The following is a 24536-nucleotide window of genomic DNA, read 5'->3' as shown; positions in this document are numbered from 1 at the left end:
AGAGACTTGGTATTCATTTTTCGTCCGAGGACGTTAAGAATCCATATCACTTTGAGTGCCCACACAGATTGTCTGATAAATTGTTAAAGAGCAGTTGCGACGCGCTTTAGCGCTCTGTCGCGAGGTCCCGTATATTACGTTTTCCTCATTCAGAGTCAAGCGTTTATTTTGCTTTTCTCTGTCGGCTTCCGCGGCTGATATTCAGCGCTGGAGCCTTCTGACCCGGCGGCCTGTAAGCCGTTGTTCCGTGTCAGTGGAGGCGCATTATAGGGAGTTCTCCGACGTTGACAAGCCCTGTTTGCAAAAAACTTTTCAACCGCCTCTTTTTTCACCAAAACGGGTCGCGGAGTGGCAAAAAACCGGCGTTTTGCCGTTTTAAACAACGAAACGCCCCGCCTGGTGGCATACTGATAGAGTAGAAAAGAGAAAGGAACGGCATTTATGTCTTTAAGCGCACAGCAACTGGCGGCACAGAAAAACATCTCCTGGGTACTGGCGGAGAAACTGGCCCAAAAAATTCTGACCGGCGAATATCAGCCGGAAAGCATTCTCCCCGGCGAAATGGAGCTGGGCGAGCAGTTCGGCGTGAGCCGAACGGCGGTACGAGAGGCGGTCAAGACGCTGACAGCGAAAGGTATGCTCTTGCCGCGCCCGCGCATCGGTACCCGCGTTATGCCACGCAGTAGCTGGAACTTTCTCGACAAGGAGCTGCTCTCCTGGTGGTTAACGGAAGATAACTTCGAAGAGGTGGTGACCCACTTCCTCGTCATGCGCAGCAGCCTCGAGCCGCAGGCCTGCTTTCTGGCCGCCACCCACGGCTGCGCGGAGCAGAAGGCGCAGCTTAATAGCCTAATGGAAGAGATGGGCGAGCTGAAAAGACGCTTCCAGCGCGAGCGCTGGATTGAAGTCGATATGGCCTGGCATGAGCACATCTATGAAATGAGCGGTAATCCCTTCCTTATCTCTTTCGCCTCGCTATTCCATTCGGTCTATCACACTTACTTCACTTCTATTACCCAGAATGAGGTGGTGAAGCTGGATCTCCATCAGGCAATTGTTGACGCTATTCTGAATAGCGACGGCCCGCGAGCGCTCAGCGCCTGCCAGGCCCTGCTGAGCGCACCAAACCATTCAGGTAAATAAAGGGTTCCGCATGACCGAGAAGAAAGGGCGTAGTATGGCCGGACTGCCGTGGATTGCGGCGATGGCCTTTTTTATGCAGGCGCTGGACGCCACCATTCTGAATACCGCCCTTCCGGCAATAGCCCATAGCCTCAACCGTTCGCCGCTGGCAATGCAGTCCGCGATCATCAGCTATACGCTAACGGTAGCAATGCTCATTCCGGTCAGCGGATGGCTGGCCGACCGCTTCGGCACGCGGAAAGTGTTTATTATTGCCGTCGGCCTGTTTACGCTCGGCTCCCTCGCCTGCGCGCTTTCCGGCTCCCTGATGGAGCTGGTCATCTTTCGCGTCATTCAAGGGGTTGGCGGCGCGATGATGATGCCGGTCGCGCGGCTGGCATTATTGCGGGCCTATCCACGCAGCGAGCTGCTGCCGGTGCTGAACTTCGTAACGATGCCGGGGCTTGTCGGCCCTATTCTTGGCCCCGTTCTCGGCGGCGTGCTGGTGACCTGGGCCAGCTGGCACTGGATTTTCCTGATCAATATTCCCATTGGCATTATTGGCATCCTTTATGCGCGTAAATGCATGCCGGACTTCACTACGCCACGCCGACGTTTCGATACCCGCGGATTTTTGCTCTTTGGGCTAAGCCTGGTGCTGTTCTCCAGCGGTATCGAACTGTTTGGCGAGAAAATCGTCGCCAGCTGGATCGCGCTGACGGTTATCGCCCTTAGCGTTCTTTTACTGCTGGCCTATATTCGCCATGCCCGCCGCCATCCAGCTCCGCTGATCTCGCTTTCTTTATTTAAGACCCGAACCTTTTCCGTCGGGATCGCCGGTAATCTGGCAACGCGTCTGGGTACGGGCTGCGTGCCGTTCCTGATGCCGCTGATGCTGCAGGTCGGTTTTGGCTATTCGGCAATTATCGCCGGCTGCATGATTGCGCCGACCGCCGTCGGCTCTATTATCGCGAAATCTACCGTTACGCAGATCCTGCGCTGGCTCGGCTACCGGAAAACGCTGGTAGGGGTAACGATATTTATCGGCCTGATGATCGCCCAGTTCTCGTTCCAGTCGCCCGCGATGCCCGTCTGGATGCTGCTGCTGCCGCTCTTCGTTCTGGGGATGGCAATGTCCACTCAGTTCACCTCAATGAACACCATTACGCTTGCCGACCTCACCGATGATAACGCCAGCGGCGGCAACAGCCTGCTGGCGGTCACGCAGCAGCTATCAATCAGTCTCGGGGTGGCGATTAGCGCGGCGGTACTGCGCTTTTATGAAGGGTTCGACAGCGCCAGTACCGTGGAGCAGTTTCACTACACCTTTATTACGATGGGCGCGATCACCGTCGTATCCGCGCTGGTGTTTATGCTGTTAAAGGCGAAGGATGGCCGCAACCTGATAAAGGAACGGCACAAACGCTAGGCTGAACCGCGAACGATAAGCTCAGGGGTGAGCTGCACGCGCTGCTGCTGCTGTCCGGGATCGGCCATCCGGTGAATCAGCACATCAATCGCCAGCTCGCCCAGCTCATCCTTTGGCTGATGGATAGTTGTCAGCGGCGGCGTCATATAGCGGGCCAGCTCGATATCGTCATAGCCCACCAGCGCCATATCCTGCGGAATACGCAGCCCGGCCTGGTAAAGCGACTGATATGCCCCAAACGCCATGGCGTCGTTGCCGACAAATACCGCCTGCGGGCGTTCCGATAAGGTCAGCAGCTCCTGCATCGCGCTGAATCCACCGCCAAATTCAAAGTCGCTGGTAATCACGTATCCCTCAGCCACTTCCAGCCCGGCGCGGGACATCGCGGCGTGATAGCCCTCCAGGCGCAGCCGCGACGGCGTTTTATCCAGCGGGCCGGCGATACAGGCAATCCGGGTATACCCCTGGTCTATCAGGTACTGGGTCGCCATATCGCCCCCCAGCAGCGAGTTATCCTGAATCAGATCGCTGTCGCCATCAAACGGCGCCCAGTCCATCATCACCGTTGGCACCGAAGGATAGCGCTGCATAATTTCTGGCGAAGGCTGATGCGTCTCGGTACAGAGCAGCAGTAAGCCATCGACGCGCTTTTGCATCAGCGTTTCGAGATTACTGTTCATGCGCTGCTCGTCACCTTCCGTATTGCACAGCACCAGGCTATAGCCGCGTTCAAAACAGCTACGCTCTACGCCGCGCACCAGCTCAGAATAAAACGGGTTGGTACTGGCGGTAATCAGCATACCGATGGTGCGGGTTTGATTGAGCTTGAGGCTACGCGCCAGAGCGGACGGCGCGTAGTTAAGGTTTTTGATCGCCGCGTCGACTTTGGCGGTAACCGCCTCGCTGACGAAACGATCTTTATTAATGACGTGGGAAACCGTCGAGGTGGAAACGCCCGCCTCGCGGGCCACATCCTTCATGGTAGCCAAGCGTTACCCCTGTTGACGTAAAAATTCGTCGATTTCTTTTCGCCACGGCACTGAAGGCTGCGCGCCCTTGCGGGTAACGGCAATGGCGGCGGCGGCATGGGCAAAGCGGATGGCCTCTGCCAGCGCGGTCCCTTCCAGTAATGCGGTGACCAGGGCGCCGTTAAAGGTATCGCCCGCGGCAATGGTATCGATGGCCTGAACCTTAAAGCCCGGGACCCGGCGGCCTTCGCCATCGTGGCTCACCCAGACGCCGCGGCTGCCGAGCGTAATAATAACGGTACCGATACCTTTTTTATGCAGCGCGTTAGCCGCTTTGGCCGCATCGTCATCGTTTTCGACGCGAATACCGGTCAGCTTCTCCGCTTCCGTTTCGTTAGGGGTGATGATATCCACCAGCGCCAGCAGTTCATCCGACAGCTCGCGCGCCGGGGCCGGATTCAGCACCACGCTTGTTTGATGCTGATGGGCGATTTTGGCCGCCGCCAGCACGCTCTCCAGCGGCGACTCCAGCTGCATCAGCAGCGCATCGGCGTCGGCAATACGCGCCTTCTCAGCCTCAACCTGAGCGACCGAAAGGGCGGCATTGGCGCCGGCATGAATGCCGATGACATTCTCACCTTCGCCGTTAACAAAGATAAGCGCCACGCCGGTTGATTCATCTTTTACCGCGCGCACCGGCGCGATGTCGATGTTATCGCTCGCCAGCTGGCGGCGAACGCGCTCGCCGGTATCGTCATCGCCGGTACAGGCGATAAACGCAATGTTTGCCCCGCTGCGCCCGGCGGCAACGGCCTGGTTGGCGCCTTTACCGCCGAAAGCCACCTGATAGTGGCTGCCGGTGACGGTTTCGCCCGGCGTCGGGAAAGATTTAAGGTTAAGAATGTGATCGGCATTGATGCTGCCAAGGACGACAAGTTTGCCTGCGGTTTTCATCATTTGAGTTCCCGGGAAAGCGCGCCACCGGACTCCGGTGGCGCATGCCCTGCTTTTCTTTTTTATGTTGTCCCTCGGACCGTTGCCGGCCCGAATCGCATATTACTACTGCTTAATGACCAGTTTCAGCTCAACCGGATAGCTGGCATCCACTTTTTCACCCTTCAGCACTTTATCGGCAGTCTCGACGCCTTTCACGCCGATCTGCTCAGGCAGCTGGGCGATTGTCGCAGCTAGTTTGCCACTATTTACCGCTTTTTCGCCATCCGGAGTGCCGTCAAATCCAACCACCATCACATCGGATTTACCCGCCGTTTGTAAAGCGCGCAGTGCGCCCAGCGCCATTTCGTCGTTCTGAGCAAATACCGCCTGCACGTCCGGATGCGCCGTCAGCAGGTTCTGCATGACGTTCAGGCCCTTGGTACGGTCGAAATCTGCCGGCTGGCTCGCCAGCACGTTAAATTTGTGAGCCGCGACGGCCTGCTTAAAGCCTTCGCCACGCTCGCGCGCCGCGGATGTCCCTGCGATACCCTGCAGCTCAATAACCTTAGCGTTCTCACCCGCTTTCTTCGCAATATAGTCGCCGGCCATTTTGCCGCCGAGCACGTTATCAGAAGCAATATGGCTAACCACGTCACCTTTCGCCGCCTGACGGTCAAGGGTAATAACCGGGATCTTCGCCTGATTAGCCATCTTCACGGCGTTACCTACCGCATCAGAGTCGGTCGGGTTGATCAGCAGCAGCTTAGCGCCGCGTACCGTCAAATCCTGCACGTTGGCCAGCTCTTTCGCCGGGTTATTTTGTGAATCCAGCACCACCAGGTTGTAGCCCAGCTTGTCGGCTTCTTTCTGCGCCCCCTCTTTCAGAGAGACAAAGAACGGGTTGTTAAGGGTCGAGATAACCAGGGCAATGGTATCTTTCGCCATCGCGTTGGCGCTCACGGTCGCGCTTAAAGCAACAGCAGATACCAGGGTCGCCAGTTTTTTCATATTCATAGTTAAGATGTCCTGTAGAGTTCTTAGTTACTGCTTTTTGTTATCTACCAGCACCGCCAGCAAAATGACCACCGCTTTAACGATCATCTGGTAATAGGAAGAAACGCCTAATAGGTTCAATCCGTTATTCAGGAAGCCGAGGATCAGTGCCCCAATCAGGGTACCGACGATGCGCCCCTTGCCGCCGGCCAGGCTGGTACCGCCCAGCACCACCGCCGCAATGGCATCCAGCTCATAGCCGGTCCCCGCCGTCGGCTGCGCGGAGGAGAGGCGCGCCACTTCGATAATGCCCGCCAGCGAAGCCAGCAGGCCACACAGAGAATAGACGATGATTTTAACTTTATTCACGCTGATACCGGACAGGCGCGTGGCCGCTTCGTTGCCGCCCAGCGCGTAGATATAGCGGCCCAGGCGCGTGTGGTGCAGCATGTACCAGGCGGCAAGGAAGACGATCGCCATAATCCACACCGGCGTCGGGATCCCCAGCGGACGGCCGATACCAAACCAGCCAAACAGATCGGCATTATCCGTAAACCCGGTATTCACCGGACTGCCGTTGGTGTAGACCATCGTCACCCCGCGCAGCAGCAGCATCATCACCAGCGTGGCAATAAAGGCCTGAACGCGCCCTTTCGCTACAATCACCCCGGTCACCGCACCGATGGCCGCACCCAGCGCCAGCGCGCCGGCAATCGCCACCAGCGCATTAACCTCAAGGCCGACAATCGACGCAGCAACCGCGCCGGTCAGCGCCAGCAGGGAGCCCACCGACAGGTCGATCCCCGAAGTGAGAATAACCAGCGTCATGCCGACCGCCATAATGGCGTTAACCGAAGTCTGCTGCAGGATATTGAACAGGTTATTGACGGTAAAAAAGTTGGGGCTCATGGTCGAGACAATCGCTATCAGCACCAGCAGGGCAATCAGCGATTTTTGCTCCATCAGCCATGCTTTAGTGAAATAGCGGCGACCAGCAGCAGCCTGGGTTGTCATCTTTTTTACTCCTGATTCACACGGTTAAGCTTGCCCACAGCGGCAGCCATCAATACTTCCTGGGTGGCCTGCTCGCGTGTAAATTCACCGCCGAGATGCCCTTCATGCATCACAATGATGCGATCGCTCATGCCCAACACTTCCGGCATCTCCGAAGAGACCAGAATGATGCTCAGACCATCGGCCTTAAACTGGTTAATCAGCTGGTAGATCTCTTTCTTCGCCCCAACATCCACGCCGCGGGTAGGCTCATCAAGGATCAGGACCTTCGGGCGGGTCATCAGCCCGCGGGCGATGGCCACCTTCTGCTGGTTACCGCCGGAGAGCAGGCCGATCGCCTGCTCCATCGATGGCGTTTTGACATTGAACAGGCGGATAAAATCGCCCACCGCCTGCTGTTCATCTTTATGCTTCAGCCGGCCGCCGGCGTGGCTGAAGTAGCGCAGCGCGGTCAGAGACATGTTTTCCTTCACCGACATGCCGAGGACTAAGCCATCGCGCTTGCGGTCTTCGGAGATATAAACGATGCCGTTCGCCAGGCCATCCTGCGGGGAGCGGGTGACCACTTCGTGCCCGTCGAGGGTGACGGAGCCGCTGCTGCGCACCAGCGCGCCGTACAGGACCTTCATCAGCTCCGTGCGCCCGGCGCCCATCAGCCCGGCGACGCCCAGAATCTCCCCCTGTCGCAGGGTAAAGGAGACGTTTTCCACGCCCGGCCCGCACAGGTTATCGACCTTGAGACGCACGGCACCCGGCGCTTTATCCAGGCGCGGATACTGGTCTTCCAGCTTGCGGCCGACCATCATCTCAATCAGCAGGTCTTCATCCAGGCTCGCCACCTCGCGCTCGGCGATAAACTGCCCGTCGCGAAAGACGGTAACATCGTCGCAAATCTCGAAGATCTCTTTCATGCGGTGGGAGATATAGACGATCCCGCGCCCCTGAGATTTCAGCTCGCGGATAACGCGGAACAGGGAAGCCGTTTCGGTGTCGGTCAGGGCGTCCGTCGGCTCATCCATAATGATGACCTTCGACTCAAAGCTCAGCACCTTGGCAATTTCAACCATCTGCTGATCGCCAATCGACAAATCGCCCACCAGCTTTTGGCTGTTAAAACGTAAATTCAGCTTCGCCAGCAGCTTGTCCGCTTCGGCATACATCGTTTTCCAGTCGATTTTGCCAAACCGGTTCACGAACTCACGGCCGAGGAAAATATTCTCCGCGATCGTCAGCTGGGGGATGAGGTTAAGTTCCTGGTGAATAATACCGATCCCGGCTTCCTGAGAGGATTTCGGCCCGTTGAAGGTGGTCTCTTTTCCTAACCACGTTAAGGAGCCGGCGTCGCGGGCGTAGATCCCGGTCAGCACCTTCATCATGGTGGATTTACCGGCACCGTTTTCGCCAACCAGCGCCATTACCCGGCCGGCATAGACGTTGAGCGCGGCGCCGGAGAGCGCTTTGACGCCTGGGAACGCTTTATCGATCCCTTTTAACTGCAATAAGGCTTCCATATCGGCGACCTCAGAACGTGACGCCGGCACAGAGAATGACGTTCGCAAACGGGGAGCACTCCCCGCTGCGAATCACCGCCTGACTATCCGCGGTTTGTTTTTTAAACTGCTCATGACTGGTGTAACGAATTTCAATGGTGTTTCCCTGGTATTGCTGCAGCAGCTCAAGGTGAGTGAGCAACGTCGCATGGAGCTGCGGATTATGAGTTTTAATCTCTTCCGCAAGGATCGCCGCTTCAACCTGCATTTCCGCCGTTACCACCTCCAGAACCTGCATAAAGGAGGGAACGCCCTGGGTTAACGCCATATCAATACGCGCGCTGCTGCGGGGAACCGGCAACCCGGCATCGCAGACCACCAGCGTATCGGTATGGCCCAGGCGGGAGATAACCGAGGAAATATCAGCGTTAAGTACGGTGCCCTTTTTCATTTTTCTCTTCTGCTCCAGTAGCGAAACGTTTCGCTGAACAGAGTATTGTCAAAATACGCGCAGAAAACCACCGCCAAAAGAGAGAAATGTGATCGCCATCGAAACGTTTCGCAAGCGTGGGGAGAGAAAAGTGAGCGCAGGCAAAAAACAATAAAAAGCCCTTCGCAAGGAAGGGCTTCGGAACATCAAATTTCGACCTGGGTACCCAGCTCAATCACCCGGTTAGGCGGGATCTCAAACTGATCCGGCGCCCGCAGGGCGTTGCGCTGCAGCAGGAGATACAGCTTGCCGCGCAGCCGCAGATACCACGGCCGTTTGCCGATAATCAGCGATTCATGCGACATGAAGAATGAGGTTTCCATCATCCGACAGCTCAGCCCTTCCAGCCCGCAGCGGTGGAAAACTTCCTCCACATTCGGCGTTTCGCGCCAGCCGTAGCTCGCCACCACGCGCCAGAACGACGGTGAGATTTGCTCGATCTGCACCCGGCGAACGTTGTGCACGTAAGGCGCATCTTCGGTCCGCAGCGTCAGCAGGATCACCCGCTCATGCAGCACCTTGTTGTGCTTGAGGTTGTGCAGCAGGGCAAACGGGATAACGTTCAGGGCGCGGGACATATAGACCGCCGTGCCCGGCACGCGGACCGGCGGCGATTTCTCCAGCGAAGAGATCATTGCTTCCAGAGAGTTGCCGTGTTCATGCATCCGGCGCAGCAGGCGGAAACGCTCGCTCTTCCAGGTGGTCATCACGGTGAACATCACCAGGCCAAGGGTCAGCGGCAGCCAGCCGCCGGAAACGATTTTATCCAGGTTGGCCGAGAACAGCGGCAGGTCAATGCACATAAAGGCGATAAACAGCAGCGCCACGAGGAATTTATTCCAGTGCCAGTTTTGACGCGCCACGGTGGTGAACAGGATAGTGGTCAGCACCATGGTGCCGGTCACCGCGATACCGTACGCCGCCGCCAGGTTGGAGGAGTGCTCGAAGCTGATAATCACAATGACCACCGAAACGTACAGCAGCCAGTTGATGAACGGGATATAAATCTGCCCGGACTCCATCTCGGAGGTATGGATGATGCGCATTGGCGACAGGTATCCCAGGCGCACCGCCTGGCGGGTCAACGAGAAGACCCCGGAAATAACCGCCTGGGAGGCAATTACCGTCGCCAGAGCGGCGATAATCAGCATCGGGATCAGCGCCCATTCAGGCGCCAGCAGGAAGAACGGGTTTTTGATCGCCTCAGGATGTTTGAGCAGCAGCGCCCCCTGGCCGAAGTAGTTCAGCACCAGCGAAGGCAGCACCACGGAGAACCACGCTAAGCGGATAGGCAATTTACCGAAGTGGCCCATATCGGCATACAGCGCCTCAACGCCGGTAATGGACAGCACCACCGCCCCGAGGGCGACAAAAGAGACGGTCTTATATTCGAGGAAGAAGTGCACCGCCCAGTACGGGTTCAGCGCCTGCAATACTTCCGGATTATCAATGATGCTGCGCGCACCAAGCACCGCCAGCAGCAGGAACCAAATCAGCATAATCGGCGCAAACAGCTTACCCACCATACTGGTGCCGTGCTTCTGGATGGCAAACAGCAGCGTCAGCACAATAATGGATATCGGAACAACCCAGGTATCCAGATTGGGCGCAATAATTTCCAGCCCCTCAATCGCCGACATCACCGAGATCGCCGGGGTGATGACCACCTCGCCATAGAAGAAGCTGCCGCCAATCAGCCCAAGGATAACCAGCACCGACGTCATTCGCGCGGACGTATTGCGTCCCGCTAGCGACATTAGCGTCAGGATGCCCCCCTCTCCGGCGTTGTCCGCCCGCATTACGAAGGTGATATATTTGAGTGATACGGTAAAAATTAACAGCCAGAAAATTAGCGACAGAAAGCCAAAAACGGCATCACGTTCAACGCCAAACCCAAACTGACCTGACAGACATTCACGCAGTGTATACAGCGGGCTGGTGCCAATATCGCCGTATACCACGCCGATTGCCGCCAGCGTTACTGCCGGAAGCGATTGCTTATTATCAGAGCTCATAGACTAGTCTTTTCGTTTATACATATCATTTTTCAAGCTGCTTCTGCGCAGGTGGCGTCCAGAAATCCCGCTCACATAGCCGTGCGCCAGGGGATTTCATCCCTTGCTGCCTTGCCGCATCCTGAATGTTTTTGTGTATATAAAACAAATGTGTTCCCGGTCCTCAGGCTCACAAAAAGCGCACAGTATGCACGATTCTTTGCTGAATCGTACCCCTAACGGACACCATATTAACCTGGCTCAAAGAAAATAAATCGAATCTTCAGGCTATTACCACACCTAATCAAACATCTATACTCGACTCAATAACGACACATGAAAAAGCACGCAACTCAATTATGGCTCAATCACATTTACTGGCAGAAAGAATTTCCCGGCTCAGCGCGGCGCTGGAAAAAGGTTTGTTTGAACGCAGTCATGCGATACGGCTCTGTCTGCTGGCCGCGCTCAGCGGCGAGAGCGTGTTTTTGCTCGGTCCGCCGGGCATCGCCAAGAGCCTGATCGCCCGCCGTCTCAAATTCGCCTTCCAGCAGGCTCGCGCCTTTGAATACCTGATGACCCGCTTCTCTACCCCGGAAGAGGTTTTTGGTCCGCTGTCGATCCAGGCCCTGAAGGATGAAGGCCGTTACGAGCGCTTAACCGCAGGCTACCTGCCGGAAGCGGAGATCGTCTTCCTCGATGAGATCTGGAAAGCCGGTCCGGCTATCCTTAATACCCTGCTGACCGCCATTAACGAACGCCACTTCCGCAACGGCGCCACCGAGGAGAAAATCCCGATGCGCCTGCTGGTGGCGGCGTCCAATGAACTCCCGGAAGCGGATAGCAGCCTGGAAGCACTGTATGACCGAATGCTGATCCGCCTGTGGCTCGATAAGGTACAGGATAAAACCAACTTCCGCTCCATGCTGCTCAGCCAGCAGGATGAAAACAGTAATCCGGTGCCGGTTGCCCTGCAGGTCAGTAGCGAAGAGTTTGCGCAGTGGCAGCAGGATATCAGCGGCGTGAAGCTGACGGATAGCGTATTCGAGCTTGTCTATCAGCTGCGCCAGCAGCTGGAGACGCAGCCCAAGGCGCCCTACGTTTCGGACCGCCGCTGGAAAAAGGCCATTCGCCTGCTGCAGGCCAGCGCCTTCTTCAGCGGCCGCGATAGCATCGCGCCCATCGACCTGATTCTGCTGAAAGACTGCCTGTGGCACGACGTCGAAAGCATGAACCTGATGTCACAGCTGCTGGAAACCCTGATGACCAACCACGCCTGGCAGCAGCAGGCGATGCTGACGCGCCTCGGGGCGATCACCCAAAGGCGTATTCAGATCCAACAGCAGCACAGCGACAAAACCGCGCTGAAGGTTACGCGTCTCGGCGGCATGTTCAGCCGGAAAGCGCACTATGAGCTTCCCGCTGACGTAGAAGGGACAACGCTCCTTCTGCTGCTTCAGCAGCCGCTTAAGCTACACGATATGCAGGTTATCCATATTACGTTTACCCGTGAGGAGCTCTCCCACTGGCTGGAGAAGGGCGGCGAGATCCGCGGTAAGCTCAACGGCATTGGTTTTGCCCAGCCGCTAGATATGGACGTCGATACCAGCCAGCATCTGGTGGTGCGCGACGTCAGCCTGCAGGGCTCGCGGCTGGCTCTTCCCGGCAGCGAATCGCAGGAAAATATGCCTGCGGAAATTCGCCAGCAGCTGGAAGCTCTCGATGACGAGTGGCATCAGCAGCACAACCGCTTTAGCGAACAGCAAAAATGTCTGTTCATTCCCGGTGACTGGCTGGGACGTATCGAAGCCAGCCTGCAGGACGTCGGGGCGCAGATTAAACAGGCTCGTCAGCCATGACGCTGGATATGCTGAATGTCATGCTGGCAGTCAGCGAAGAGGGGATGATCGAAGAGATGCTGCTGGCGCTGCTGGCCTCACCGCAGCTTGCCATTTTCTTTGAAAAATTCCCGCGGCTGAAGAACATTATCGCCGCCGATATCCCGCGCTGGCGCGAAGCCGTCAGGGCCAGGCTAAAAGAGACGCATATCCCGCCAGAGCTCGATGCAGAAGTGCAGAACTATCAGCGGTCGCAGCTCCTTTCGACCTCTCAGTTCATCGTTCAGCTGCCGCAAATTCTTACGCAGCTGCACAGGCTCGAATCCCCTTTTGCCGCCCAGGCCCAGCAGCTGGCGGATGATAACCCGCACTTTACGCCCGCGCTGCACACCCTGTTCCTGCAGCGCTGGCGCCTGAGCCTGGTGGTGCAGGCCACCACCCTCAATCAGCAGCTGCTGGATGAAGAGCGCGATCGGCTGCTCAACACGATGCAGGAGCGGATGACCCTCAGCGGCCAGCTCGAGCCGGTGCTGGTGGAAAACGATAACTCCGCAGGGCGCCTGTGGGATATGAGCGCAGGCGAGCTGAAGCGCGGCGATTATCAGCTGATCGTTCGCTACGGCGATTTTCTGACGCAGCAGCCGGAGCTGATGCAGCTGGCTGAACAGCTCGGGCGCTCGCGGGAAGCAAAATCGGTCCCCAAAAAGGATGCGCCGATGGAGGCCTTTCGCAGCCTCGTGCGCGAACCGGCAACGGTACCGGAACAGGTTGATGGCCTGCAGCAAAGCGACGATATTCTGCGCCTGCTTCCGCCGGAGCTGGCCACCCTTGGGATCACCGAGCTGGAGTTCGAGTTCTACCGCAAGCTGGTGGAAAAGCAGCTGCTGACCTACCGGCTGCACGGCGACGCGTGGCGGGAAAAAATCACCGAACGACCGGTTACCCGGCAGGATTTTGACGAACAGCCGCGCGGGCCATTTATCGTCTGCGTCGATACCTCAGGCTCAATGGGCGGTTTTAACGAACAGTGCGCCAAGGCGTTTTGCCTGGCATTGATGCGGGTCGCGCTGGCGGACAACCGGCGCTGCTTTATCATGCTGTTTTCCAGCGAAGTGGTGCACTACGAGCTCACCGGCCCGCAGGGGCTGGAGCAGGCGATTCGTTTCCTCAGCCAGCGTTTCCGCGGCGGTACCGATCTGGCCAGCTGTTTTCGGGCCATTATTGAGCGCATGCAAAACCCGCAGTGGGTGGATGCCGATGCGGTGGTCATTTCTGATTTTATCGCCCAGCGCCTGCCGGATGAGGTGATCAATAAGGTGGGAGAACTTCAGCGCAGTCACCAGCATCGCTTTCACGCGGTGGCGATGTCGATGCATGGCAAACCCGGGATCATGCGCATCTTCGATCATATCTGGCGCTTTGATACCGGGCTGCGTAGCCGCCTGCTGAGGCGCTGGCGGCGTTAAGGCGCGGATTAAAGCAGGGCAGCGACGCTTTCACGGACCTGTGCAGGCCATACGCCGCACTGGACCTGTCCGATGTGGTCGAGCTGCAGCAGCAGCATCGTCAAGCGCGACTGACCGATACCGCCGCCGATGGTCTGCGGCATTTCGCCGCGCAGCAGCGCCTGGTGCCACTCCAGCTTCAGGCGATCTTCATCACCGGTGATCGCCAGCTGACGCTTCAGAGCCTCGGCATCGACGCGGATCCCCATAGAAGAAAGCTCGAAGGCATCTTCCAGAACCGGGTTCCACACCAGAATATCGCCGTTCAGGCCGGCAAAGCCTTCGGCAACCTCGGTGCTCCAGTCATCATAATCCGGCGCACGCACGTCGTGGCGCTGGCCATCGGTCAGCTTGCCGCCAATCCCGATAAGAAATACGGCGCCCAGCTCTTTGGCAATCGCCCGCTCGCGCCCTTTAGCGTCGAGATCCGGGTAGCGGCTCAGCAGATCCTGGCTATGAACAAACTGGATCCGTTCCGGCAGGAACGGCGTCAGGCCAAACTCTTTGCTGACGGCCGCTTCGGTCGCTTTGATCCCGGCATAAATGGCTTCTACGGTGGATTTCAGCGTCCCGTCGTGGCGTTCATCGTCGCCCATCACGCGCTCCCAGTCCCACTGGTCAACGTAAACGGAGTGGATGGCGGTCAGACGGTCTTCATCGGGGCGAAGGGCCTTCATGTGCGTGTACAGCCCTTCGCCCGCGCTGAAGTCGTGTTGTCCCAGCGTTTGACGCTTCCATTTAGCCAGTGAGTGAACGACTTCAAACTGGGCATCCGGCAGCGTTTTCACTTTTACCTGAACCGCCTTCTCGCAGCCAGACAGGTTGTCCTGAGTCCCGTCCCCTACGCGGCTTAAAATGGGAGCCTGGACTTCGATCAGGCCCAGTTTGTCTTCCAGCTGGCGGGAAAAGTGAGACTTAACGAAGCTGATCTGGCGTTGTTTTGCGATGTATGCGGTTTTCATTTTTATAACTCCTGCGTCCTGTTGCTATTGATTAAGCAACAAACCAGGCCATCAATTCAATAATCAAACAACAAAAAGGTCAATACACTTTTGATTCATTAAAATATAAGGCTAATATAGAAAGAATCATCAAACATCATAAGAAAAACCTATGGAAAATTATCAGATCGACAATCTGGACCGCGGCATCCTTGAAGCCTTAATGGCCAATGCGCGCACCGCCTACGCCGAACTGGCCAAACAGTTTGGCGTCAGCCCGGGGACTATCCACGTTCGCGTGGAGAAGATGAAGCAGGCGGGCATTATTACCGGTGCGCGGATCGACGTGAATCCGAAGCAGCTCGGCTACGACGTGTGCTGCTTTATCGGCATTATCCTGAAAAGCGCTAAAGACTACCCTTCGGCGCTGGCCCGGCTCGAGAGCCTGGATGAGGTGACCGAGGCCTACTACACCACCGGCCACTACAGCATCTTTATTAAGGTGATGTGCCGCTCGATCGACGCCCTTCAGCAGGTACTTATCAACAAGATCCAAACAATCGATGAAATTCAGTCCACCGAGACGCTGATCTCCCTGCAAAACCCGATTATGCGCACCATCCGCCCGTGATGGGGCTTTTTTAATCCCACATTTTCCACAGGTAGATCCCAGCTCACACACAGCGTACAATGTGCCACACTGAATAAATGAGCGGACGATCATGGCAGACATTACTCTTATCAGCGGCAGCACCTTAGGCAGTGCGGAATATGTAGCAGAGCATCTGGCGGAAAAGCTGGAAGAAGCGGGCTACAGCAGCGAAATCCAGCACGGCCCACTGATTGAAGATCTGCCGACGGACGGGATCTGGCTGGTTATCTCCTCAACGCACGGTGCCGGCGATATTCCTGACAACCTGCTGCCTTTCTATGAGGCGCTGCAGGAGCAGAAGGCGGACCTTTCAGCCGTACGCTTTGGCTCAGTCGGGATCGGCAGCCGTGAATATGACACCTTCTGCGGCGCAATCGACAAGATTGACGATGCGTTGAAGGCATGCGGAGCGAAACAGATCGGCGAAACGCTGAAGATTAACGTCCTCGATCATGAGATTCCGGAAGATCCGGCCGAGATTTGGCTGGGATCCTGGAAAAATTTGATCTAATTTTTGTAAAGATCGCCCGATCATCTGTGGATAACTATGCTTAAAACCACTGATCAACCGGTAGTTATCCAAAGCATAAGCGTTGACTGCTTTTTGAGCTGTGCATAACCCTTCATTTTGATCCCAGCTTATACGGAACAGGATCACCGATCATTCACAGAAAGTGATCCTCCTTAACCGATTGATCTTAAAACGCGGATCCGGCTTATCCACAGAAAGGTCCGATCCTAATAAGAGATCACAATAAAACAGATCTCTAAATAAAAGATCTTCTTTTAAATACTCAAGATCCCGGAGCTTTCTCGGAAGTCGAAAGTTGAGTAGAATCCACGGCCCGGGCTTCAATCCATTTTCAAACCGCTTTATGCGAGGCATACCACCATGTTTTATCAGGATCCTTTTGACGTCATCATCATTGGCGGGGGTCATGCAGGCACTGAGGCCGCAATGGCCGCAGCGCGTATGGGTCAGCAGACCCTGCTTTTGACACACAATATCGACACTCTGGGGCAGATGAGCTGCAACCCGGCGATTGGCGGCATTGGGAAAGGACACCTGGTAAAAGAAGTGGATGCTCTTGGCGGCCTGATGGCGAAAGCGATCGACCATGCGGGCATTCAGTTTAGGATACTAAACGCCAGCAAAGGCCCGGCGGTACGCGCTACTCGGGCTCAGGCAGACCGCGTGCTCTACCGCCAGGCGGTACGGACGGCGCTGGAAAACCAGCCCAATCTGATGATCTTCCAGCAGGCGGTTGAGGATCTGATTGTCGAAAACGATCGCGTTGTCGGCGCTGTGACCCAGATGGGGCTGAAGTTTCGCGCCAAAGCGGTTGTCCTGACCGTCGGAACCTTCCTCGACGGCAAGATCCACATCGGACTGGATAACTACAGCGGCGGTCGTGCAGGCGATCCGCCGGCGATCTCGCTCTCCCGCCGCTTACGCGAACTGCCGCTGCGCGTCAGCCGTTTGAAAACCGGTACTCCGCCGCGTATTGACGCGCGCACCATCGATTTCAGCGTCCTGGCACAGCAGCATGGCGATGACCCAATGCCGGTATTCTCGTTCATGGGATCTGCGGATCAGCATCCGCGTCAGGTGCCGTGCTACATCACCCACACCAACGAGAAAACGCACGACGTCATCCGCAATAACCTCGATCGCAGCCCGATGTACGCCGGGGTGATTGAAGGTATCGGCCCGCGCTACTGCCCGTCGATCGAAGATAAGGTGATGCGCTTTGCCGATCGCAACCAGCATCAGATCTTCCTCGAGCCGGAAGGCCTGACCTCTAACGAAATTTATCCGAACGGCATCTCCACCAGCCTGCCGTTCGATGTCCAGATGCAGATTGTTCGCTCAATGCAGGGTATGGAGAACGCCAAAATCGTTCGCCCTGGCTACGCCATTGAGTATGATTTCTTCGATCCGCGCGACCTGAAGCCGACGCTGGAAAGCAAATATATCCAGGGTCTGTTCTTCGCCGGCCAGATTAACGGCACCACCGGCTACGAAGAAGCCGCGGCCCAGGGCCTGCTTGCCGGCCTGAACGCCGGTCGCTTCTCTGCCGAAAAAGAGGGCTGGGCGCCGGGTCGCTCTCAGGCCTACCTTGGCGTGCTGGTGGACGATCTGTGCACCCTCGGTACCAAAGAACCGTACCGCATGTTTACCTCCCGCGCGGAGTATCGCCTGATGCTGCGCGAAGATAACGCCGATCTGCGCCTGACCGAACAGGGTCGCGAGCTGGGTCTGGTGGATGACGAGCGCTGGGCGCGCTTCAATCAGAAGCTGGAAAGCATCGAACTTGAGCGTCAGCGGCTGAAAACGAGCTGGGTCAACCCGCAGGCCGCAGGCGTCGAAGAAGTGAATGCTCACCTCACCGCGCCGCTCTCACGCGAAGCCAGCGGCGAGGATCTGCTCCGTCGTCCGGAGATGACCTATCAACAGCTGGTGCAGCTGTCGCCTTTCGCTCCGGGTCTGCAGGACCCGCAGGCGGCTGAGCAGGTTGAGATCCAGGTTAAGTATGAAGGCTATATCGCTCGTCAGCAGGATGAGATCGAAAGACACCAGCGCAATGAAAACACCTTGCTGCCTGCTACGCTTGATTATCGTCAGGTCATTGGGCTCTCCAATGAGGTGATTGCCAAGCTGAACGATCATAAACCGTCTTCAATCGGCCAGGCATCGCGCATTTCTGGCGTGACGCCTGCGGCGATCTCCATTCTGCTGGTCTGGCTGAAAAAGCAGGGGATGCTGCGCCGCAGCGCCTGATCCTCAGACAGGTTTTTTGGCGGATTGCGTCCCGTTTTCCGCCTCGTTGTTCATCAGCCCGGTAAGCGTTTTCGCCTCCGGGCTCATTATTTTTAGACAGGTACCGACCGTGCTCAACAAACTTTCTCGTCTACTGGATGAAGCGGCTATTACGCTCACCGATCATCAGAAAAATCAGCTGGTAGCGTATGTTGGACTGCTGGATAAGTGGAACAAAGCCTACAACCTGACCTCCGTTCGCGACCCGAATGAGATGCTGGTGCGGCATATTCTCGACAGCATCGTCGTTGCACCCTATCTTCAAGGAAGCCGTTTTATCGATGTCGGCACCGGTCCAGGACTGCCCGGTATTCCGCTGGCCATCGTACGCCCTGAATCCCATTTCACCCTGCTGGACAGCCTTGGCAAGCGCGTGCGCTTTCTCCGTCAGGTTCAGCATGAGCTGAAGCTTGAGAACGTGACGTCGGTGCAGAGTAGGGTAGAGGCGTTCCCGGCCGAGCCGCCGTTTGATGGCGTGATCAGCCGCGCGTTCGCCTCGCTGAATGATATGGTGAGCTGGTGCCACCATTTGCCTGCAGAAGAGGGGCATTTTTACGCGCTTAAGGGCGTGGCTCAGGAAGAGGAGCTCACCGATTTGCCTGCCGGATACGCGGTGAGCGAGGTGATTAAACTGCGAGTCCCTCAGCTGGAAGGGGAGCGCCACCTGGTGGTTATTAAATCAAAAAAGATTTAATTTTTACCAAAAAATGTGGAAAAAATGTCACCTGCGGATGTTACAAAAATGAACGTAACGCCGGGGTATTATCGGGAGGCATTTAACCATATTTTCACTATGGCTTTTCTGGCGATTAACTTTTGCTGATTCATTTACCAGAACAATAGTCAACTTTGAAAATATCAGCCCGCTACAAATCAAGGCGCTGAACAGGCATATGGTTGTTAAATATTTATTATAAATGTCAATAAAACGTTTTTAATGTATGTAGGGTTGTTTTGGAAAAAGTCCCTGATTTTTATGTTGAATATCAAAAGGATGAAAATTCATGATTTATGAACAAAATTAATTCAGCAAAACCCTAAATGTTTATAATGTGATCTAATGCACGCTTTATAGGCCGTGTTTTCTCGGTATTTGCAGTTTTGCATGATCGCTCACAGATTGGCAAAATGCAGGAAAAGTTGCCTGTCAGAAAATAATTAAACATTTATTCACTATTTTGCTACTTATTGTTTGAATTCACGGGTTGTCACCGTATAATTTGTCCGCTTTTTGATGCTTGACTCTTCGCCTCAAAGGACGTTTTATACGACACGCGACATACCTCGAAGGGAGCAGGAGTAAAAACGTGATGTCTGTGTCGCTCTTGAGTCGAAACGTTGCTCGTAAGCTTCTGTTTATTCAGTTACTGGCAGTAATAGCAAGTGGACTGCTGTTCAGCCTCAAAGACCCCTTCTGGGGCATCTCTGCACTATGCGGAGGTTTGGCGGTGGTTGTGCCAAACATAATGTTTATGATTTTTGCCTGGCGTCATCAGGCGCATACACCAGCTAAAGGCCGAATGGCCTGGACCTTCGCTATCGGTGAAGCTTCCAAGGTGTTGCTGACCTTCGCCCTCCTCGTGATGGCGCTGGCCGTTTTCAAAGTGGTATTTTTACCGCTGATCGTGACGTGGGTTTTGGTGCTGGTGGTACAAATTCTGGCACCAGCTGTAATTAACAACAAAGGGTAAAAGGCATCATGGCTGCAGAAAATATGACGCCGCAGGAATACATAGGACACCATCTGAATAACCTTCAGCTGGACCTGCGTACTTTCTCGCTGGTGGATCCGCACAACCCCCCGGCCACCTTCTGGACGCTCAACATTGACTCCATGTTCTTCTCAGTGGTGCTCGGTCTGTTGTTCCTTACCATTTTCCGTAGCGTTGCGAAGAAAGCGACCAGCGGAGTACCGGGTAAACTCCAGACGGCTATCGAGATGACCATTGGCTTCGTCCATGGCAGCGTTAAAGATATGTATCATGGCAAGAGCAAGCTGATTGCTCCGCTGGCCCTCACCGTGTTCGTCTGGGTATTCCTGATGAACCTGATGGACCTGCTGCCAATCGACCTGATTCCTTACATCGGTGAACACATTTTCGGCCTGCCTGCACTGCGCGTGGTTCCGTCTGCGGACGTTAACATCACCCTGTCGATGGCGCTTGGCGTGTTTATCCTGATTCTTTTCTACAGCATCAAAATGAAAGGCGTGGGTGGGTTCGTTAAAGAACTGACGCTGCAGCCGTTCAATCACTGGGCGTTCATTCCTGTCAACTTAATCCTTGAAGGGGTAAGCCTGCTGTCCAAACCTGTATCTCTGGGTCTGCGACTGTTCGGCAACATGTATGCCGGTGAGCTGATTTTCATTCTGATTGCTGGCCTGCTGCCGTGGTGGTCACAGTGGATTCTGAATGTGCCATGGGCCATTTTCCACATCCTGATTATTACGCTGCAAGCCTTCATCTTCATGGTTCTGACGATCGTCTATCTGTCGATGGCATCCGAAGAGCATTGATTTTTACCAACATACTACGTTTTTATTGAAACAAACTGGAGACTGTCATGGAAAACCTGAATATGGATCTGCTGTACATGGCTGCCGCTGTGATGATGGGTCTGGCGGCGATCGGTGCTGCGATCGGTATCGGCATCCTCGGGGGCAAATTCCTGGAAGGCGCAGCGCGTCAACCGGATCTGATTCCTCTGCTGCGTACTCAGTTCTTTATCGTTATGGGTCTGGTGGATGCAATCCCGATGATCGCTGTAGGTCTGGGTCTGTACGTGATGTTTGCTGTCGCGTAGTAAGTTGTACGTAAGAAACCTAAGCCACAGAGTTAATTTAAGAGGTATTGTGCTGTGAACATGAACGCAACAATCCTCGGCCAGGCCATCGCGTTTGTTCTTTTCGTATGGTTCTGCATGAAGTACGTATGGCCGCCTTTAATGGCTGCCATCGAAAAGCGGCAGAAAGAGATTTCTGACGGCTTAGCTTCTGCAGAACGCGCTAAGAAGGATTTGGACCTTGCACAGGCCAACGCGACCGACCAGCTGAAAAAAGCGAAAGCGGAAGCCCAGGTAATCATCGAGCAGGCGAACAAGCGTCGCGCTCAGATTCTGGATGAAACTAAAGCTGAAGCAGAACAGGAACGCACCAAAATCGTCGCACAGGCGCAGGCTGAAATTGATGCCGAACGTAAACGTGCTCGTGAGGAGCTGCGTAAGCAGGTCGCAATCCTGGCTGTTGCTGGCGCCGAGAAGATCATCGAACGTTCCGTGGATGAAGCTGCTAACAGCGACATCGTGGATAAACTTGTCGCTGAACTGTAAGGAGGGAGGGGCTGATGTCTGAATTTGTAACGGTAGCTCGCCCCTACGCCAAAGCAGCTTTTGACTTTGCCGTCGAACACAAAGGTGTTGAGCGCTGGCAGGATATGCTGGCGTTTGCCGCTGAAGTGACTAAAAACGAACAAATGGCAGAGCTTCTGTCCGGTGCCCTGGCGCCGGAAACGCTCTCTGAAGCGTTCATCGCGGTCTGCGGCGAGCAGCTGGACGACAGCGGCCAGAACCTGATTCGGGTTATGGCTGAAAACGGTCGTCTGAAGGTGCTCCCGGATGTTCTTGAGCAGTTCATTCACCTGCGCGCTGCCAGTGAGGCAACCGCAGAGGTAGATGTTATTTCTGCCACCCAACTGAGTGAAGAACAGCTCGCGAAGATTGCCGACGCGATGGAAAAACGTTTGTCACGCAAAGTTAAGCTGAATTGCAAAATCGATAAGTCTGTACTGGCAGGTGTTATCATCCGTGCGGGTGATATGGTCATTGATGGCAGCGTACGCGGCCGTCTTGATCGCCTTGCAGACGTCTTGCAGTCTTAAGGGGACTGGAGCATGCAACTGAATTCCACCGAAATCAGCGAACTGATCAAGCAGCGCATTGCTCAGTTCAATGTTGTGAGCGAGGCTCACAACGAAGGTACTATCGTTTCCGTCAGTGACGGCGTTATCCGCATCCACGGCCTGGCCGATTGTATGCAGGGTGAGATGATCTCTCTGCCGGGTAACCGTTTCGCTATCGCCCTGAACCTGGAGCGCGACTCCGTAGGTGCGGTCGTGATGGGTCCGTACGCTGACCTTGCCGAAGGCATGAAGGTTAAGTGTACCGGTCGTATCCTGGAAGTTCCTGTCGGTCGTGGCCTGCTGGGCCGCGTGGTGAACACCCTGGGTGCACCCATTGACGGTAAAGGTCCGGTTGAACACGATGGCTTCTCTCCAATCGAAGTTATCGCACCGGGCGTAATCGAACGTCAGTCCGTCGACCAGCCGGTACAGACCGGTTATAAATCCGTCGATGCAATGATCCCAATCGGCCGTGGCCAGCGTGAGCTGATCATCGGTGACCGTCAGACCGGTAAAACCGCGATGGCAATCGATGCGATCATCAACCAGCGTGATTCCGGCATTAAGTGCGTCTACGTGGCTATCGGCCAGAAAGCGTCCACCATCTCTAACGTGGTACGTAAACTGGAAGAACACGGCGCGCTGTCCAACACCATCGTTGTTGTGGCGACCGCTTCTGAATCCGCTGCGCTGCAGTACCTGGCTCCGTATGCCGGTTGCGCAATGGGCGAATACTTCCGCGACCGCGGCGAAGATGCGCTGATCGTATACGATGACCTGTCTAAACAGGCCGTTGCTTACCGTCAGGTGTCCCTGCTGCTCCGCCGTCCGCCAGGACGTGAAGCATTCCCAGGCGACGTGTTCTACCTCCACTCCCGTCTGCTGGAGCGCGCATCCCGCGTTAACGCTGAATACGTTGAGAACTTCACCAAAGGTGAAGTGAAAGGTAAAACAGGTTCCCTGACCGCGCTGCCGATTATCGAAACTCAGGCTGGTGACGTTTCCGCATTCGTTCCGACTAACGTAATTTCCATTACCGATGGTCAGATCTTCCTGGAAACCAACCTGTTTAACTCCGGTATTCGTCCGGCGGTCAACCCGGGTATCTCCGTATCCCGTGTTGGTGGTGCTGCTCAGACCAAGATCATCAAGAAACTGTCCGGTGGTATTCGTACCGCTCTGGCACAGTATCGTGAACTGGCTGCGTTCTCTCAGTTCGCATCCGATCTGGACGAAGCAACCCGTAAACAGCTGAGCCATGGTCAGAAAGTAACCGAGCTGCTGAAACAGAAACAGTATGCGCCGATGTCTGTAGCACAGCAGGGCCTGGTCCTGTTTGCTGCTGAACGCGGTTACCTCGAAGATGTGGAACTGGCGAAAATCGGTAGCTTCGAAGCCGCTCTGCTGGCTTACGTTGACCGTGACCACGCTCCGCTGATGCAAGAGATTAACCAGACCGGTGGCTATAACGACGAGATCGAAGGCAAGCTGAAAGGCATCCTCGACTCCTTCAAAGCAACCCAGTCCTGGTAAAGTCTGGCGGCTTGTCTTAGGGCAAGCCGCACGGCATTGAGGAGAAGTTCATGGCCGGCGCAAAAGAGATACGTAGTAAGATCGCAAGCGTCCAGAACACGCAGAAGATCACTAAAGCGATGGAAATGGTCGCCGCTTCCAAAATGCGTAAATCGCAGGATCGCATGGCGGCCAGCCGTCCTTATGCAGAGACCATGCGCAAAGTGATTGGTCACCTTGCGAACGGTAATCTGGAATATAAGCACCCTTACCTGGAAGAACGCGACGTTAAGCGCGTAGGCTACCTGGTGGTGTCGACCGACCGTGGTTTGTGCGGTGGCTTGAACATTAACCTGTTCAAAAAGCTGCTGGCGGATATGAAAGTCTGGTCCGATAAAGGCGTTCAGTGCGATATCGCAATGATCGGCTCTAAAGGCGTTTCTTTCTTTAATTCCGTAGGCGGCAATATTGTCGCTCAGGTGACCGGCATGGGTGATAACCCGTCCCTGTCCGAACTGATCGGTCCGGTAAAAGTGATGTTGCAGGCCTATGATGAAGGCCGTCTGGACAAGCTGTACGTTGTCAGCAACAAATTTATTAATACCATGTCTCAGGCTCCGACCATTACTCAGCTGCTGCCGCTACCGGCGTCAGACGATGCTGATCTGAAGCGTAAATCCTGGGATTACCTGTATGAGCCAGACCCAAAAGCGCTGCTGGATACCCTCCTGCGTCGCTACGTTGAGTCTCAGGTTTATCAGGGCGTGGTAGAAAACCTGGCCAGCGAGCAGGCCGCACGTATGGTGGCGATGAAAGCCGCTACCGATAATGGCGGCAGCCTGATTAAAGAGCTGCAGTTGGTATACAACAAAGCTCGTCAGGCCAGCATTACTCAGGAACTCACCGAAATCGTCGGTGGTGCATCCGCGGTATAA

Annotated in this window: 23 protein-coding genes; 15 read left to right on the top strand and 8 right to left on the bottom strand. The window is 55.4% G+C overall.

The genetic code is table 11. The features are described from left to right. Nucleotides 1–441: 441 nt before the first annotated feature. Together EDF75_RS17280 and mdtD are read left to right on the top strand one after the other, a co-directional pair. Nucleotides 442–1143 carry a FadR/GntR family transcriptional regulator gene (locus tag EDF75_RS17280; RefSeq protein WP_133600278.1) on the top strand — a complete coding sequence of 234 codons (702 nt, stop codon included), beginning with the start codon at nt 442–444 and terminating at the stop codon, nt 1141–1143. A 10-nt stretch (nt 1144–1153) separates the two neighbouring features. Then, on the top strand, nt 1154–2551 hold the full coding sequence (mdtD, locus tag EDF75_RS17275) for a multidrug transporter subunit MdtD (RefSeq protein WP_133600277.1): 1398 nt from the start codon (nt 1154–1156) through the stop codon (nt 2549–2551). On the opposite strand, the gene rbsR is transcribed toward mdtD, so the two are convergent. From rbsR to kup, 7 genes are all read right to left on the bottom strand, one after another. Then, on the bottom strand, nt 2548–3531 hold the full coding sequence (rbsR, locus tag EDF75_RS17270; protein WP_166646206.1) for a ribose operon transcriptional repressor RbsR: 984 nt from the start codon (nt 3529–3531) through the stop codon (nt 2548–2550). The genes mdtD and rbsR overlap by 4 nt on opposite strands. A 12-nt stretch (nt 3532–3543) precedes the next feature. Next, entirely contained in the window at nt 3544–4476 is a 933-nt protein-coding gene (gene rbsK / locus EDF75_RS17265) for a ribokinase (RefSeq protein ID WP_166646198.1), read from the bottom strand. Nucleotides 4477–4578: 102 nt separating this feature from the next. Further along, a complete protein-coding gene (rbsB, locus tag EDF75_RS17260) occupies nt 4579–5469 on the bottom strand; it encodes a ribose ABC transporter substrate-binding protein RbsB (protein ID WP_041143371.1) in 891 nt (296 codons plus the stop codon). 27 nt (nt 5470–5496) lie between these two features. Further along, entirely contained in the window at nt 5497–6462 is a 966-nt protein-coding gene (rbsC, locus tag EDF75_RS17255; protein WP_041143370.1) for a ribose ABC transporter permease, read from the bottom strand. A gap of 5 nt (nt 6463–6467) precedes the next feature. After that, complete coding sequence (rbsA, locus tag EDF75_RS17250; protein WP_133600275.1) at nt 6468–7973, bottom strand: ribose ABC transporter ATP-binding protein RbsA; 1506 nt, start codon at nt 7971–7973, stop codon at nt 6468–6470. 10 nt (nt 7974–7983) lie between these two features. Further along, the gene (rbsD, locus tag EDF75_RS17245) at nt 7984–8403 is read right to left on the bottom strand and encodes a D-ribose pyranase (RefSeq protein ID WP_045853722.1); all 420 of its coding nucleotides are present in this window, start codon (nt 8401–8403) and stop codon (nt 7984–7986) included. Between the two features lie 185 nt (nt 8404–8588). Further along, nucleotides 8589–10457, bottom strand: a complete 1869-nt coding sequence (gene kup, locus EDF75_RS17240; protein WP_133600274.1) for a low affinity potassium transporter Kup — start codon at nt 10455–10457, stop codon at nt 8589–8591. A gap of 338 nt (nt 10458–10795) precedes the next feature. Here kup and ravA point away from each other — a divergent pair, with 338 nt between their 5' ends. Both ravA and viaA read left to right on the top strand, forming a co-directional pair. Next, nucleotides 10796–12295: an ATPase RavA gene (gene ravA, locus EDF75_RS17235; RefSeq protein WP_133600273.1), complete on the top strand. Its 1500-nt coding sequence runs from the start codon at nt 10796–10798 to the stop codon at nt 12293–12295. Beyond that, a complete protein-coding gene (viaA, locus tag EDF75_RS17230; RefSeq protein WP_133600272.1) occupies nt 12292–13740 on the top strand; it encodes an ATPase RavA stimulator ViaA in 1449 nt (482 codons plus the stop codon). The genes ravA and viaA overlap by 4 nt, the downstream gene beginning before the upstream one ends. Before the next feature lie 8 nt (nt 13741–13748). Here the strand turns inward: viaA and asnA are convergent, their stop codons facing one another. Further along, a complete protein-coding gene (gene asnA, locus EDF75_RS17225; protein WP_041143364.1) occupies nt 13749–14741 on the bottom strand; it encodes an aspartate--ammonia ligase in 993 nt (330 codons plus the stop codon). Nucleotides 14742–14892: 151 nt separating this feature from the next. On the opposite strand from asnA, the gene asnC reads away from it, so the two are divergent. The 11 genes from asnC (at nt 14893) to atpG (ending at nt 24536) form a co-directional block, all read left to right on the top strand. Then, the gene (asnC, locus tag EDF75_RS17220; RefSeq protein WP_045853727.1) at nt 14893–15351 is read left to right on the top strand and encodes a transcriptional regulator AsnC; all 459 of its coding nucleotides are present in this window, start codon (nt 14893–14895) and stop codon (nt 15349–15351) included. Between the two features lie 91 nt (nt 15352–15442). Continuing rightward, entirely contained in the window at nt 15443–15883 is a 441-nt protein-coding gene (gene mioC / locus EDF75_RS17215) for an FMN-binding protein MioC (RefSeq protein ID WP_133600271.1), read from the top strand. Between the two features lie 381 nt (nt 15884–16264). After that, nucleotides 16265–18154, top strand: coding sequence for a tRNA uridine-5-carboxymethylaminomethyl(34) synthesis enzyme MnmG (gene mnmG / locus EDF75_RS17210; RefSeq protein ID WP_045853729.1), 1890 nt, complete (start codon nt 16265–16267; stop codon nt 18152–18154). Between the two features lie 109 nt (nt 18155–18263). Further along, complete coding sequence (gene rsmG / locus EDF75_RS17205; protein ID WP_133600270.1) at nt 18264–18887, top strand: 16S rRNA (guanine(527)-N(7))-methyltransferase RsmG; 624 nt, start codon at nt 18264–18266, stop codon at nt 18885–18887. Nucleotides 18888–19503: 616 nt separating this feature from the next. Then, nucleotides 19504–19884 carry a F0F1 ATP synthase subunit I gene (atpI, locus tag EDF75_RS17200; RefSeq protein ID WP_133600269.1) on the top strand — a complete coding sequence of 127 codons (381 nt, stop codon included), beginning with the start codon at nt 19504–19506 and terminating at the stop codon, nt 19882–19884. 8 nt (nt 19885–19892) lie between these two features. Further along, entirely contained in the window at nt 19893–20708 is an 816-nt protein-coding gene (atpB, locus tag EDF75_RS17195; protein ID WP_041143359.1) for a F0F1 ATP synthase subunit A, read from the top strand. Between the two features lie 47 nt (nt 20709–20755). Continuing rightward, a complete protein-coding gene (gene atpE / locus EDF75_RS17190; protein WP_000429386.1) occupies nt 20756–20995 on the top strand; it encodes a F0F1 ATP synthase subunit C in 240 nt (79 codons plus the stop codon). A gap of 54 nt (nt 20996–21049) precedes the next feature. Next, nucleotides 21050–21520 (top strand): F0F1 ATP synthase subunit B, encoded by a 471-nt coding sequence (gene atpF, locus EDF75_RS17185; RefSeq protein WP_041143358.1) that lies wholly within the window; start codon nt 21050–21052, stop codon nt 21518–21520. A 14-nt stretch (nt 21521–21534) separates the two neighbouring features. After that, complete coding sequence (gene atpH / locus EDF75_RS17180) at nt 21535–22068, top strand: F0F1 ATP synthase subunit delta (protein WP_045853731.1); 534 nt, start codon at nt 21535–21537, stop codon at nt 22066–22068. Between the two features lie 12 nt (nt 22069–22080). Then, nucleotides 22081–23622 (top strand): F0F1 ATP synthase subunit alpha, encoded by a 1542-nt coding sequence (atpA, locus tag EDF75_RS17175; RefSeq protein ID WP_041143356.1) that lies wholly within the window; start codon nt 22081–22083, stop codon nt 23620–23622. 50 nt (nt 23623–23672) lie between these two features. Next, nucleotides 23673–24536: a F0F1 ATP synthase subunit gamma gene (gene atpG / locus EDF75_RS17170; protein ID WP_041143355.1), complete on the top strand. Its 864-nt coding sequence runs from the start codon at nt 23673–23675 to the stop codon at nt 24534–24536.

Source organism: Klebsiella sp. BIGb0149, assembly GCF_004362605.1.
Lineage (GTDB): Bacteria > Pseudomonadota > Gammaproteobacteria > Enterobacterales > Enterobacteriaceae > Klebsiella > Klebsiella terrigena.
This window is presented reverse-complemented; position numbering and strand designations above follow the sequence as displayed.